This is a genomic window from Bacillus sp. WC2507 (assembly GCF_052656125.1).
Genome location: NZ_JBQXPN010000001.1, coordinates 4900678 through 4913722, shown reverse-complemented (window position 1 = coordinate 4913722; position 13045 = coordinate 4900678). Strand labels below are relative to the sequence as shown.

Here is a 13045-nt window from a genome sequence, read left to right as displayed (position 1 = left end):
TATAAAACATTTTTATCTGTTATGCTACAAAAATAATCGTGACGAGCTGTACTACATCTGTACTTGTCAGACTTAAACTTAAAATTCGAACTATTAGTGAATATATTGACTCTTCTTTTTATTGATTGTTAAGATTAAGTATTATATTTTCTCACATACTAGTAAGAAAAGAATGTGTGATAATAATTCAGATGTAGGAAGGGTACATAACCATGTTTCAATTACAAAAATATAACACTTCTGTGAAGCAAGAGCTTTTAGCTGGCATCACAACTTTTTTTACATTTGCGTATATTCTTGTCATCAATCCGAAAATATTATCTGATGCAGGTGTACCATTTGATCAAGCTTTTACGGCAACTATTATTGCGACGGTTGTAGGGACGCTATGTATGGCATTTTTAGCTAACTATCCAATTGTTATTGCTCCAGCTATGGGAATGAATGCGTATTTTGCTTATTCTGTTGTTCAACAGGCAGAGGGGATTACATATGTCATTGCGTTTTCAGCAGTATTTGTAACAGGTATTATTTTTCTTTTATTATCTTTCACTTCATTTAGGCAAAAGCTAATTGTCGCAATTCCTGACAGTTTAAAACATGCGATTGCAGGTGGAATTGGGTTATTTATTGCTTTTATTGGATTACGTCTATCTGGAATTATCGTTGATCATCCATCTAACTTAGTTACGATTGGTGACTTCCATTCTCCAGCTGTTATTTTAACTCTAATTGGTTTAATATTAGCGGCGGTATTAATGGCATTGCGTGTGAGCGGTGCATTATTTATTAGTATGATTGTGACAGGAGCTATCGCCTTCTTTACAGGGCAACTGAAGTTCACGGATAAAATTGTTGCGATGCCTCATTTACCAGAGGGTATTATCGTTTCAAATCCAATTAACGCCTTTTCAGATGTAATTGAATACGGATTATATGGCGTTGTATTCTCATTTTTACTTGTACTGTTATTTGATACAACAGGTGCATTACTCGGTTTAATTAAACAAGCAGGTTTAATTACAGATAATACAGAGAAACGTTTTGGTAAAGCGTTTATTGCAGATGCAATCGGCGGGACTACAGGCTCTATCTTTGGAACAAGCCCAACAGCAGCGACGATTGAATCGTCAGCTGGTATTGCCGCGGGTGGTAAAACAGGATTAACAGGTATTGTAGTTGTCGGTCTAACGATTATAACGGCATTCTTCAGCCCTGTAATTGCTTCTCTATCAAGTGTAGCCGCTATTACAGCTCCTTCATTAATTATTGTAGGTAGTTTAATGGCACAAAGTCTTCGTGATATTAATTGGAATGAATTTGAAGATGCATTACCAGCATTTTTAATTTTCGTTGGTATTCCGTTAACGTCTAGTATTGCGAATGGAATTGCGATTGGGTTTTTAGTGTATCCAGTCTTAAAAATTGTGAAAGGGAAAGGGATGGAAGTACATCCGTTACTATACTTATTTACAATTTTATTTGGATGTCATTTATTCTTATAATATAGATATAGGAGAGGGGGCTTCTTATGAGAGGCTCCTTTTTTGTGTATAATAAAGTGAAACTTAAATCAATTACGTAAATTATAAATTACTTAATGGAATATATATGTTACACTAAGAGTAGAGGAGGAACATGAATGGCTGTAAGTAAAATAAAAGTCGCGCGTGTTCAGTTAGATTTAACACAGCAACAATTAGCAGAAAAAGTAGGCGTTACAAGGCAAACGATTAGTTTAATTGAGAAGGGGAAATACAACCCGTCTTTAGATTTATGTTTGAAAATTTGTTATGCGGTAGATAAAACATTGAATGATTTGTTTTGGGAGGACAAGGAGTGAGGGGATGAAAATCGTGAAAGATGAACGTTTAATGATTGAGGGGCTAAAACATATTAGATTAGTTTTTATCTTACAAAATATTATCATACTAGGTATTGTTTTTTATCGCTACGTTTTGCAAGGTGCAGGATATGAAAGTGTTTCGGATTTATTAATGGTATTTATGGGCGGGATAATAGTTATAAACTTTTTAAATCTGAAAAATTCAGTGGAAGTGTATGAGCATACAGGGGGAGTATCGCGCAGTTATTTTATGAAGTTATTATTCATTCCAGTAGGTATTGTTATTGGGATTTTAGCTATTTGTATTATTGTAACACCAGATATTTCGATAAAGGAAATTAGTATGACAGGGCTTATTATGTTTGCTTGTTTTTTAGTTCCTAGTTTGTTTATATACATATATATGAAAAAAATAAAAAGTGAAGATTGAAATATAAGAAAAGCTTTCCCATACTGCGGAAAGCTTTTCTTATATCTTTTTATACAGTACTTTATGAAGGCCAATCGGTTCAATTTCAAATATCTCACCATGTTCCTGAAAGCCTAAGCGCTTGTAATAGTCAGCTACAGTAACTCGGCCATTACACCATAAAATATTTGCTTGACGTTCTTGCAAGATTTGTTCCGCCTTCTGAATTAATGAGCTTCCAGCACGGTTATTGCGAAACTCAGGTAATGTTGCCATTCCTCGTAGACGATAATGCATACCTGCTGGTAAGTCAGGGTATATTTCTTTTGAGAAGGAAGCGATACTAATAAGTTCATCGTTTATAAATGCGCCTAAGTGAAAGGTATCTGTTTCATAGTCGGAAGAGTATTTACAATCTGTTAACGTTTGACTCGGGCGTAAAATTTTTTGACGTAATACGTAAGTTTCAGATCCATCAATATTTTTCACAGTAATCATATTAACATCCTTTCCTATAAGGCTTTTTCTGTTAGTTGTATAAAGAAATAGGCAGGTGCGGCGAAAAGTCCGAGTATGCTAGCAGTTCCGAGAAGGAGTGAAAGTAGGAGGCAAGAGTATTTTATTCCATTTGATTTTTTCCATCCGTAACTACAAATTTCAATGCTAACACCGATGAGAATAATGGCAACGAGTACTTCCGCTAATAATAAGAGAGCTAAAGTTACAATAGACATAATGTGATCCATCCTCATAATATATGATAGTAACATTTTACCATATAAAATGGAAAAAAATGCCCCTCAATTATGTGAGGGGCATTTTTCTATTCTAATATGCTTTTAAGTGTATCGATGTGTTCTTTTGAGCCAGTTACAAGTAATGTATCGCCGTGCTGTAGGCTTGTATCACCATGTGGGATTAATGCTTTATTCCCACGATAAATTTGAATGACGAGTACATCGCCTAAAAATGGAAGGCGACGAAGTGCAACGCCGTTATATTTATTACTCCGTAGTTCCACTTCACGGACTGTTTCGTTTGCTGTTGTAATTAAGCGAACGAGACTCGGTTTATCAATTAGTGCACGTAATAGAATACGTGTAGAGTTAATTGTTGAGAATACGGCGATATGTTCTTGCGTTGCTTTTTCTTGTAGAAGTGGATCTTCTACACTTGCAATAACATGTTCAACACCTAGCTCCTTTGCATGTTCTGCTAATAATAAGTTTTGTTCATCATCGCTTGTTGCAACAACAACGCGGTCTGCATGAAACGCTGTTTGTTCAGTTAATGATGCAATTGTGATGTCATCTAATTTCACGATAGGGAAGTCATGCGATTTCGCTTCCTCATCATTTATTTTATTTTGACGCATCATATATAGTGTCACGTCATAATCTTCTCGTTTTAAATCAAGTGATAATGGAAGTGTAATTCTGCTCGCACCAATAATAGAAACTTTTGGTTTTGGTGTTTCTACTTTCGGGAACATCTTTTTAAATAATATAGGTGCGAAAATACAAGTAATAACTGCGCTTAAAATAAGGGAAGCAGATAAACTTGGACTGATGATTCCTAGTTTTTCACCAATTTGTGCAGCTGCAATAACTAAAGAGAGTGTCGATGTTAATAAGATGGCACTTCCCAGTACGATATTACGTGGATACCATTTTCGTAAGACGAGTGATGGTAACAGTTTTGAAATAAAGAGTCCCACAATTAAAATTGGGATCATGAGCATACTAGAAGGTTCTTTGAAAATAGACCAAACCTCTAAATTTACACCAACCATTACGAAGAAAATAGGGATGAAGAAACCGTAGCCGATGGAATCCAGTTTTTCAACCATATCTTCATTTGGTGATAATAACGATACAAGTACACCCGCTAAGAAGGCACCTAAAATATTTTCAGCTCCAACAGATTCAGATAACCCGACTAATATTAAGATGAGTGCAAAAACAGCTCGTGTATCAATTTGTACACTACCAGCTTTTAAGCTATCTAAGTATGGAATGTTTTTAAAGCGTTTTGCAACGAAGTAAATAACAATACCAGCACCGAATAGAAGAAGAAGGAGCCACATGCTTTGGCCGCTTTCGGAATTTAATCCGACGAATACAGCGAGTAAAATCATTGTAACTAAATCTGCAATAACAGCAACTAATAAAATGATTTGTCCGATTGCCGTTTTTCCTAAGTTATTCTCTTTTAATGTTGGTACAACAACACCTAAAGAAATAGTTGAAATAATTAAAGTCATAAACATTGCATTATCTACGAATCCTAGCCATACGAATAGTAATGATAGAGCATAAGATAAGATGAAAATAAATAAGAAGATAATGCTTGCTGCTTGGAATGTGTTTGGTTCGTTTGTCGTATTCTTTTTCCCTTTTTGTTTAAAGATCGAAAAGTCAATTTCTAGACCACTTAAGAACATTAGGAAGATAAATCCTAGTGTTGATAAGACTTGAAGCCACATATCTGGCTCAATGATGTTAAATCCACTTTTACCTACAAAGATTCCTGCGATGATTTCTGCAACAACGACAGGAAGTGCTTTTAATTTAAAGCGTTGTAACAAAAGGGGAACGAAAAACGCGATTGCAACGACAACCATAAGTGATAGAACAGAAGTGTGATGTTCCATTGCGTTCTCTCCCTTCAAATAAATATAGTAACTATTTAGCCATATAATAGGTAGAAAAGCAACGCATATGGATTCGATTTCATAAAGAAAGAGTTTTCTTAACATTTGTCATAATAAGTATATTTTTCATGATTCTGTTGTTAATTCCGTAATGTGGATGTAATAGGGGAGGGGATAAAGTGAAACTTTAATCCGTGGGGGTCTTACTGCTCGTTAATGGGGATAAAAAAAGACTGCTGAGGAATCTCAGCAGTCTTTTCATGTACATTACATTGAGAAGAAGATCCATACAGTTAAACCAACTGTTGCGGTTGCAACGAAGAAACTGTATATCATTGTAAGAATTTGAACTCTTCCTTCTCCTTCTTTTAAGTGCATGAACATGATTAATTGTAACAACGCTTGCGCAACAGCCATTACGATAATAGTTGTTAAGATCGTTGAAAGTGGCAGGCTTGTGTAAAGTGCCACGTATAGCGCTAGGAACGTTAGTGCAAGCGATAAAATAAATCCGAAAACGTGTGACCAAGGGAATCCGCTATGCGCATGCCCGTTTGCTTGGTTGTTATTTTGACCCATTTACGCCACCATCCCGTTCAAGTAAACTAGTGTGTAAATAAAGACCCAAACAAGATCAAGGAAATGCCAGTATAAGCTGATAATGAATACTTTACGAGCTGTAACTGGTGTTAAACCTCGTTTTAAAATTTGGATAATAACACAAGTTGCCCAAATGATACCGCCTGTTACGTGGGCTCCGTGCGTTCCAAGAAGAACGAAGAATGCAGATAGGAAAGCACTTGTTTGAATTGTTGCGCCTTCACCGATGTACATAATGAACTCTTCGATTTCAAAGAATAGGAAACCTGCACCTAAAAGTAATGTAAGGATGAACCATCCAAGCATTGCTTTTTGGTTGTGCTTACGCATTTCGTGAATTACGATACCACATGTGAAACTACTTGTTAAAAGTAGTAATGTTTGAATTAAAAGCGTTTTAAGTTCAAACAGTTGCGCTGGAGTTGGGCCATCTGCCGTACGACCAGCAAGGACTAGATAAGAGGCGAAAAGTGTTGCGAACAGCATAATTTCAGCCCCAAGAAAAATCCAGAATCCTAGGATATTCAATCTGCTTTGTTCGGATTGATATTCCAAAGGTAAGCTTTTATCTAAAGCCGCCATGTCATTTCACCTCTCATGCTATATGTTCTGTTTCTTTAATTTCATCAACACTTACGTAGTAACCATCGTCATAATCGAATGAACGATAGATTAAGCAAGCTAAAATACCAACGCCGCCGATTGCTGCAAGCCAGAACCAGCTAAATACTAATGCGAAACCTGCAAGACCGAAGAATAAAGACGCAATAATAGGCACACCAGAGTTACTTGGCATGTGAATTGGTTTTAAATCTTCTGCTGCTGGTGTAACTGTTTCTCCACGTTTTTTCATGTACCAGAAAGCATCAGCTTCTTTAATTTCAGGAAGCTTCGCGAAGTTGTAATGTTGTACAGGAGATTGAGTTGCCCATTCAAGTGTACGGCCATCCCATGGATCTCCAGTTGTGTCACGTTCACCGTGACGTGCACTCCAAATTACGTTGTAGCAAAGAAGTAGGAAGCCAATACCCATCATTACCGCACCAACAGATGCGATTTGGTTTAGCCATCCCCATCCAAGACTTTCAGAGTAAGTGTACATACGACGAGTCATACCGTCTAAACCTAAGAAGTACATTGGGAAGAAACAGATGTTGAATCCGCTCATAAAGATCCAGAATGTCCATTTACCTAGGCGTTCATTTAACATATGACCAGTCATTTTTGGATACCAGAATGTGAATCCAGCAAGCATAGCGAATACTGTACCTGCAATTAATACGTAGTGGAAGTGAGCGATTAGGAAGTAGCTGTTATGGTATTGATAATCAGCTGCTGCCATTCCAAGCATAACCCCTGTAACCCCACCGACTACGAAGTTTGGAATAAATGCCAATGACCAAAGCATTGGAACTGTAAAACGAATACGTCCTTTATACAGTGTAAACAACCAGTTAAAGATCTTAACCCCGGTTGGAATCGAAATCGCCATTGTCGAAATCGAGAAGAAGGAGTTAACCGCTGGACCTGCACCCATCGTGAAGAAGTGGTGAAGCCATACGACGAAACTCAGTAAAGAAATTGCAACCATTGAGTATACCATCGCACTGTAACCGAATAGACGTTTACGTGAGAATGTACTAATGATTTCAGAGAAAATACCGAATGCCGGTAAAATAACGATATATACTTCAGGGTGACCCCATACCCAGAACAGGTTGGCCCATAACATCGGCATACCGCCGCTCGCCATCGTAAAGAAGTGAGCATCGAATAGACGGTCAAATGTCATTAATGCAAGAGCAACTGTTAATACTGGGAAAGCGAAAATAATGATAACTGTTGTAATTAAGATTGACCAAGTAAACATTGGCATTCTCATTAAAGTCATACCAGGTGTACGCATTTTTAAGATAGTAACAAGGAAGTTAATACCGGTCATTAGCGTACCGAGACCTGAAATCTGTAATGCAATTGCGTAGTAGTTATTTCCTACACCAGAAGTAAACTCTGTACCTGCCATTGGGAAGTAAGAAGTCCACCCAGCGTCTGGAGAACCACCGATTACGAAAGCGATGTTGAATAACATTGCTCCGACAAAGAATAACCAGAAACTTAAAGCATTTAAGAACGGATATGCAACGTCACGAGCACCAATTTGTAATGGTACTACAAGGTTCATTAATCCCATAACGAATGGCATTGCCATGAAAAGAATCATTACTGTACCATGTGTTGTGAAGATTCCGTTATAGTGTTCAGCGTTTAAATAAGTTGTTTCTGGGAATGTTAACTGTGCACGGATCATTAAACCATCCATACCACCACGGAATAACATGATAACCGCAGAAATAATATACATGGCGCCGATTTTTTTATGGTCAACAGTTGTTAACCATTCGTCCCAAAGCCATTTCCATTTTTTATACTTTGTTAGTACGAAAATGATTGCTAATGTCACAAGAACGATAGAAGCGTCTGCACCGTAAATAATCGGGTCACCTGTGACAAAGAATTCATCAAGCTTCACTGTGTTCACTCCAATCTGTTGGAATTATAGCTATTATTTTTTTTTGTTTTTGTAGTAGTTGTAATCACAATATTCAAGTGATTTTGGATCTACATAACTTAAGTGGTGACTAGAGAATGTCATACGACCAACTACACCAGGTTTAACAATTTCGTTGTACTTATCTTCTGTTAGTTTAGGAGCAGTTTGTTGTACTTCTTTAACCCACTTGTCATATTTCTCTTTAGTTTTTGCTTCAACTTCGAACTCCATGTGAGTGAATCCTTCACCAGAGAAGTTCGCGCTACGGCCTAGGTAAGAACCTGGCTTATCAGCTTGTAAATAAAGATCCATAATCATGCCATCCATTGTGTACTTCATACCACCAAGTTCTGGTACCCAGAAAGCATTCATTGGGCCGACAGAAGTCAGTTTGAATTGAATTGGTACACCAGCTGGGATGTTTAAATAGTTAACGGTTTCAATTTTTTCCTCTGGGTAACTGAATAACCATTTCCAGTTTGCAGATGTAACATAAATTTCAACTGGTTTAATATGTTTGGACTCTTTCGGAACCTCTTCCGAAGCATAAGTTGCTTTTACTGTTGGGATCGATAATGCGATAACGATAATAACAGGAACAAGCGTCCAAATAATTTCTAATAATGTGTTACCGTGTTGTTCAGGTGGCTCGTAGTCCATATTCTCTGGTTTTTCACGATAACGAATCAAGATGACTGTAAACAAGATGAATACAATTGCGATAATTAATGACATAAGCAAGAATGACCAAACAATTAAATCATACTGTGCTTTTGCAACAGGTCCTTGCGGATTTAATACTGCGAGTTTCTTATCACAGCCGCCTAGGAACAGAAGTAATGATAACGGAAGAAGCGAAGCCAGCTTCCAAAACGTTTTCTTTAGTTGCACGATTGAAAATCTCCTTTCTCCTTGGATTGAAACTATGCCAATAAAACAATATAAACCTATTAATTTATAGATGGCAATAGTTTTTGCGATATTGTTAAAAAATAGACACAAATGCACACTTTTTAAGGTGAATATCATTTGTAACTTGATAACATTGTAAACTATTTTCCAATGAAAAACGTGATTGTGAAAATTTTAAGATAAATAAAGTTATACCAAGATATCCAATAAATAGAAAAAAGCTATCTTATTATAAGGAAGATAGCTGAATATTTTGTATATTTAGTTTATTTCTTGTTTTATATTTATTTGTTGTTCAAGTGTGACAATTTTTTTATATTTAACTTGATATAAAATGTAACAAATGATCATAAATGGAATACCGCAATAAAGAGCGATTCTCTGATCTGGAATGAAAGCTAAACTAACAAATGTAATGAAATTGAGTGAGAATGCTACGATTGGAACTATTGGATAAAGTGGTGTGCGATATTTTAAATCATTAATGTCCCCACCGTTTTTTAAGAAGTTTCTACGGAAGAAAAACTGCGAAGCTGCGATTGACATCCAAACTACGACAGCGGCCATAGCTGCAATAGATGTTAAAACTAAAAAGACAGTATCTGCCGCAAATATACTTGTTAATAGAGACAAACTTGCAAAGATCAGACTGAAAATTAATGCGTTTAGTGGCACACCTTTTTTAGTTAACTTCGTAAAAGCTGGACTTGCCATTCCTTGTTTTGCCATCGCCCAAAGCATACGAGAATTTGCATATAGGCCAGAGTTGGCTACGGATAATACCGCTGTAATAATAACAAAGTTCATAATGTCTGCTGCATATGGAACACCAGCCACATCAAATACAAGTACAAATGGACTTTCGACTAGATTAGCTTCTTGCCACGGGAGTAAACCTACAACAACTGATATTGCTAGGACGAAGAAGAAGAGAGTTCGCCAAATGGTATTTTTGATTGCTTTAGGGATTGTTTTTTCGGGATTTTCACTTTCTCCCGAAGCAATTCCGATTAATTCTGTTCCTTGGAAGGAGTAATTTACTGTAATCATCGTAAGAAGAACAGCTAATGCACCATTTGGAAATAATCCGCCATTTTCAGTGAAATTGTGAAGCATTGGAGCTGGCTTTCCGTTAAAGTCTAGTAGACCGAACATAACTGCACCACCGAGTACGATGAAAACAACAATAGTTGCGACTTTTACACTTGCGAACCAAAATTCTGCTTCTGCATATGCTTTTGCTGATAAAGCGTTTACAAGGAAGAGTGCTGCTGCAAATGTAACACACCAAATCCACGAAGAAACGTCTGGAAACCAGCGTTTCATTAAAATACTTACAGTTGTTAACTCTACTCCAACTGTAACCGCCCAATTTAACCAATACATCCAACCGACAACAAACCCAAAACCAGGTGAAATAAATTTGCTTGCATAGCTTTGGAATGAACCTGCTTCTGGCATAGCAACAGATAATTCACCAAGACATAACATCGTTAAATACATAACAAATCCACCGACTAAAAATGCAAGAATAGCACCACCAGGACCAGCGTTATGGACGATTTGACCAGAGCCCATAAATAGGCCGGTTCCGATAACACCACCAAGTGCAATCATAAATAAGTGTCTACTTTTCATTGTTCGTTTTAAATCTGTTTGTTCTACTTGTTGATTCATATGCCCTCACCCCGTTATTTTCTTGTATGTATAGACAGCTTTTCATTCCGAGTTTTTAATCATTAGTGGGGGATGTGACACATACTCGGCTTATTTATTATGAAACGAATGGAGTATGTAAAAATACGAACTATGACTAAATACTATAAGAATGTTTATTAACAAGGTAATATCTTCACCATGTTAATTATTTTGATTTTAGCAAAATAATTCAGAAAAGTATATTGTTTTTTCTTTTTATTAAAAATAATTAGAATTTTAAAACGATAAAAGTGTGAACAATAATTCACAGAATCTTTCTAGCAAACTAGTAAGAAGAAAGGTACAATGATAGGAGGTATGTCTGTAAAATAATAATTAATGGAGTTTTGTTTAAAATGAAAAAGTTAAAATATCTTTTTGTTTTTGGAATTATATTTGCTGCCGCGTTTTTTATAGGGAAAGATAAGATTATACAAAAGGCACAAGTGCTACGCTTAGACTTTCTATCTGAAATGAAAGAAGCGGCTATGATTGAAAATGTTCCGTTTATAAATCAGTTACCAGAATTACCTCGTGGATGTGAAGTGACAAGCTTAGCTATGTTGTTACAATATAAAGGTGTGCAAGTAGATAAGATGCAACTTGCTAGTGAAATTCATCGTGTTCCATTTGAACAAAATGGTTTGCGTGGAAATCCTTATGAGGGATTCGTTGGAAATATTTATACGAAAGCTGAACCAGGATATGGTGTATACAATAAACCAATCTTTAATTTAGCAGAAAAATATGTTCCTGAAAAAGTAATTAATTTAACAGATAGAGACGTGAAAGATCTATATAAGGTAATTAGTTCTGGTTCTCCAGTATGGGTTATTATTAATACAACGTTTAAGCCGCTAGCTGAAAGTAGTTTTGAAACATGGAATACAAGTTCTGGTGAAGTGAAAATTACATATTTTGAGCATAGTGTAGTAGTGGTTGGATACGATCAAAACTTTGTATATGTAAATGATCCTCTAAAAAATAATCCACGTTTCGCTGTTCCACGAGCAGAGTTTGAGAAGGCGTGGGAGCAAATGGGGAAACAAGCGATTACTATTTTATAATAATGAAAAAGCCATCTTTTTGATGGCTTTTTATTTTTAAGTTAATATAACGGAAAATTCAGAAGATTCTTTTAAAAGTTAACGATTCACGTTATAATAACATTTAACTTGGTGAAGAAGGGGAGAAGAGAAATGGATGTTGCGAAGGAACTGGTTTTATCGAAAAATCAATTAATTGAGTGGAGAAGGCATTTTCATAAATATCCAGAGTTATCTTTTCAAGAAGAAAAAACATCACAGTTTGTATTCGATATACTTCGGAAAATCCCATGTTTAGAAGTATCAAGACCTACTAAATATAGTGTAATGGCAAGGTTGATTGGTAAGCAACCTGGTAAAATAGTTGCGGTTCGAGCTGATATGGATGCTCTTCCTATTCATGAAGAAAATGAGTTTGATTTTATTTCTACATACCCAGGTGTGATGCATGCATGTGGTCATGATGGACATATAGCGATATTACTTGGAGTTGTACATAAGTTAGTAGAAGAAAGAGAAAAGATTAAAGGGGAGATTCGTTTTCTATTCCAACATGCTGAAGAAAACTTTCCTGGTGGTGCAGAGGAAATGGTCGCAGCAGGTGTAATGGAAGGTGTGGATTATATTATTGGTGCTCACCTTTGGGCGTCGTTAGAGGTTGGGAAAGTAGGTGTAATTTATGGTCCTGCAATGGCTGCCCCAGATGTTTTTAAAATTACGATAGAAGGAAAAGGTGGACATGCTGGAATCCCTCATGAAACGGTTGATAGTATTGCAATCGGCACACAAGTTGTTGCACAAATGCAGCAAATTGTATCTCGCCTCACGAATCCGTTGGACTCCCTTGTAGTATCTGTTACGCAATTTCATGCTGGGACAACCCATAATGTGATTCCAGAACAAGCGGAGATTGAAGGGACAGTGCGGAGTTTAAGACATGAGTTGCGAGAAGAAACAGTGAAAAGGATTGAACAGATTGTAAAGCACGTGACAGAAGCTTACGGAGCGAAATATACGTTTTCTTATGAATATGGATATCGTCCAGTAGTAAATGATTATGAAGTTACAGAGATTATTGAGCAAACAGCATTACAGCTTTATGGAAGGGAACGAGTTACTCGTTTACAGCCGACGATGGCTGGAGAAGATTTTTCAGCGTTTTTACAAAAGGCGCCAGGGACATTCTTTTTTATCGGAGCAGGAAATAAAGAGAAAGGAATTATATATCCTCACCATCATCCTCGTTTTACGATTGATGAAGATGCATTACCGATTGGCGTGGAAGTCTTTGTATCATCGATTATGAATTTCATAAGTAAAGGAGAATGAG

13 protein-coding genes are annotated in these 13045 nt (G+C 36.5%); 5 read left to right on the top strand and 8 right to left on the bottom strand.

What is annotated here, in order from left to right; genetic code table 11:
• Nucleotides 1–212: 212 nt before the first annotated feature.
• The 3 genes from ACUN28_RS25980 to ACUN28_RS25970 all read left to right on the top strand — a co-directional run bounded on the left by ACUN28_RS25980 (nucleotide 213) and on the right by ACUN28_RS25970 (nucleotide 2276).
• A complete protein-coding gene (locus ACUN28_RS25980) occupies nucleotides 213–1505 on the top strand; it encodes an NCS2 family permease (protein ID WP_016089271.1) in 1293 nt (430 codons plus the stop codon).
• Between the two features lie 137 nt (nucleotides 1506–1642).
• A complete protein-coding gene (locus tag ACUN28_RS25975; protein WP_000301180.1) occupies nucleotides 1643–1843 on the top strand; it encodes a helix-turn-helix transcriptional regulator in 201 nt (66 codons plus the stop codon).
• Between the two features lie 4 nt (nucleotides 1844–1847).
• The gene (locus tag ACUN28_RS25970; RefSeq protein WP_000706642.1) at nucleotides 1848–2276 is read left to right on the top strand and encodes a hypothetical protein; all 429 of its coding nucleotides are present in this window, start codon (nucleotides 1848–1850) and stop codon (nucleotides 2274–2276) included.
• A 39-nt stretch (nucleotides 2277–2315) separates the two neighbouring features.
• On the opposite strand, the gene ACUN28_RS25965 is transcribed toward ACUN28_RS25970, so the two are convergent.
• The 8 genes from ACUN28_RS25965 to ACUN28_RS25930 all read right to left on the bottom strand — a co-directional run bounded on the left by ACUN28_RS25965 (nucleotide 2316) and on the right by ACUN28_RS25930 (nucleotide 10648).
• On the bottom strand, nucleotides 2316–2753 hold the full coding sequence (locus ACUN28_RS25965; RefSeq protein WP_000633763.1) for a GNAT family N-acetyltransferase: 438 nt from the start codon (nucleotides 2751–2753) through the stop codon (nucleotides 2316–2318).
• A 14-nt stretch (nucleotides 2754–2767) separates the two neighbouring features.
• A complete protein-coding gene (locus tag ACUN28_RS25960) occupies nucleotides 2768–3025 on the bottom strand; it encodes a DUF4022 family protein (protein WP_071743379.1) in 258 nt (85 codons plus the stop codon).
• A 53-nt stretch (nucleotides 3026–3078) separates the two neighbouring features.
• Nucleotides 3079–4908: a monovalent cation:proton antiporter family protein gene (locus ACUN28_RS25955; RefSeq protein WP_000399985.1), complete on the bottom strand. Its 1830-nt coding sequence runs from the start codon at nucleotides 4906–4908 to the stop codon at nucleotides 3079–3081.
• Nucleotides 4909–5175: 267 nt separating this feature from the next.
• On the bottom strand, nucleotides 5176–5487 hold the full coding sequence (gene qoxD / locus ACUN28_RS25950; RefSeq protein ID WP_000531383.1) for a cytochrome aa3 quinol oxidase subunit IV: 312 nt from the start codon (nucleotides 5485–5487) through the stop codon (nucleotides 5176–5178).
• The gene (gene qoxC / locus ACUN28_RS25945; RefSeq protein WP_000729314.1) at nucleotides 5488–6090 is read right to left on the bottom strand and encodes a cytochrome aa3 quinol oxidase subunit III; all 603 of its coding nucleotides are present in this window, start codon (nucleotides 6088–6090) and stop codon (nucleotides 5488–5490) included.
• 13 nt (nucleotides 6091–6103) lie between these two features.
• Nucleotides 6104–8038: a cytochrome aa3 quinol oxidase subunit I gene (gene qoxB / locus ACUN28_RS25940; protein WP_016089270.1), complete on the bottom strand. Its 1935-nt coding sequence runs from the start codon at nucleotides 8036–8038 to the stop codon at nucleotides 6104–6106.
• Between the two features lie 33 nt (nucleotides 8039–8071).
• Nucleotides 8072–8950: a cytochrome aa3 quinol oxidase subunit II gene (locus ACUN28_RS25935; RefSeq protein WP_001176182.1), complete on the bottom strand. Its 879-nt coding sequence runs from the start codon at nucleotides 8948–8950 to the stop codon at nucleotides 8072–8074.
• Between the two features lie 282 nt (nucleotides 8951–9232).
• On the bottom strand, nucleotides 9233–10648 hold the full coding sequence (locus ACUN28_RS25930) for an amino acid permease (RefSeq protein ID WP_001076075.1): 1416 nt from the start codon (nucleotides 10646–10648) through the stop codon (nucleotides 9233–9235).
• Nucleotides 10649–11025: 377 nt separating this feature from the next.
• On the opposite strand from ACUN28_RS25930, the gene ACUN28_RS25925 reads away from it, so the two are divergent.
• Together ACUN28_RS25925 and ACUN28_RS25920 are read left to right on the top strand one after the other, a co-directional pair.
• A complete protein-coding gene (locus ACUN28_RS25925; RefSeq protein ID WP_002108792.1) occupies nucleotides 11026–11736 on the top strand; it encodes a C39 family peptidase in 711 nt (236 codons plus the stop codon).
• A gap of 132 nt (nucleotides 11737–11868) precedes the next feature.
• On the top strand, nucleotides 11869–13044 hold the full coding sequence (locus ACUN28_RS25920; RefSeq protein WP_000382107.1) for an amidohydrolase: 1176 nt from the start codon (nucleotides 11869–11871) through the stop codon (nucleotides 13042–13044).
• Nucleotide 13045: the final 1 nt, after the last annotated feature.

Coding starts and splice junctions, on each gene's coding strand:
- ACUN28_RS25980 (WP_016089271.1), top strand. CDS start 213: ATGTTTCAATTACAAAAATATAACACTTCTGTGAAGCAAGAGCTTTTA.
- ACUN28_RS25975 (WP_000301180.1), top strand. CDS start 1,643: ATGGCTGTAAGTAAAATAAAAGTCGCGCGTGTTCAGTTAGATTTAACA.
- ACUN28_RS25970 (WP_000706642.1), top strand. CDS start 1,848: ATGAAAATCGTGAAAGATGAACGTTTAATGATTGAGGGGCTAAAACAT.
- ACUN28_RS25965 (WP_000633763.1), bottom strand. CDS start 2,753: ATGATTACTGTGAAAAATATTGATGGATCTGAAACTTACGTATTACGT.
- ACUN28_RS25960 (WP_071743379.1), bottom strand. CDS start 3,025: ATGTTACTATCATATATTATGAGGATGGATCACATTATGTCTATTGTA.
- ACUN28_RS25955 (WP_000399985.1), bottom strand. CDS start 4,908: ATGGAACATCACACTTCTGTTCTATCACTTATGGTTGTCGTTGCAATC.
- qoxD (WP_000531383.1), bottom strand. CDS start 5,487: ATGGGTCAAAATAACAACCAAGCAAACGGGCATGCGCATAGCGGATTC.
- qoxC (WP_000729314.1), bottom strand. CDS start 6,090: ATGGCGGCTTTAGATAAAAGCTTACCTTTGGAATATCAATCCGAACAA.
- ACUN28_RS25930 (WP_001076075.1), bottom strand. CDS start 10,648: ATGAATCAACAAGTAGAACAAACAGATTTAAAACGAACAATGAAAAGT.
- ACUN28_RS25925 (WP_002108792.1), top strand. CDS start 11,026: ATGAAAAAGTTAAAATATCTTTTTGTTTTTGGAATTATATTTGCTGCC.
- ACUN28_RS25920 (WP_000382107.1), top strand. CDS start 11,869: ATGGATGTTGCGAAGGAACTGGTTTTATCGAAAAATCAATTAATTGAG.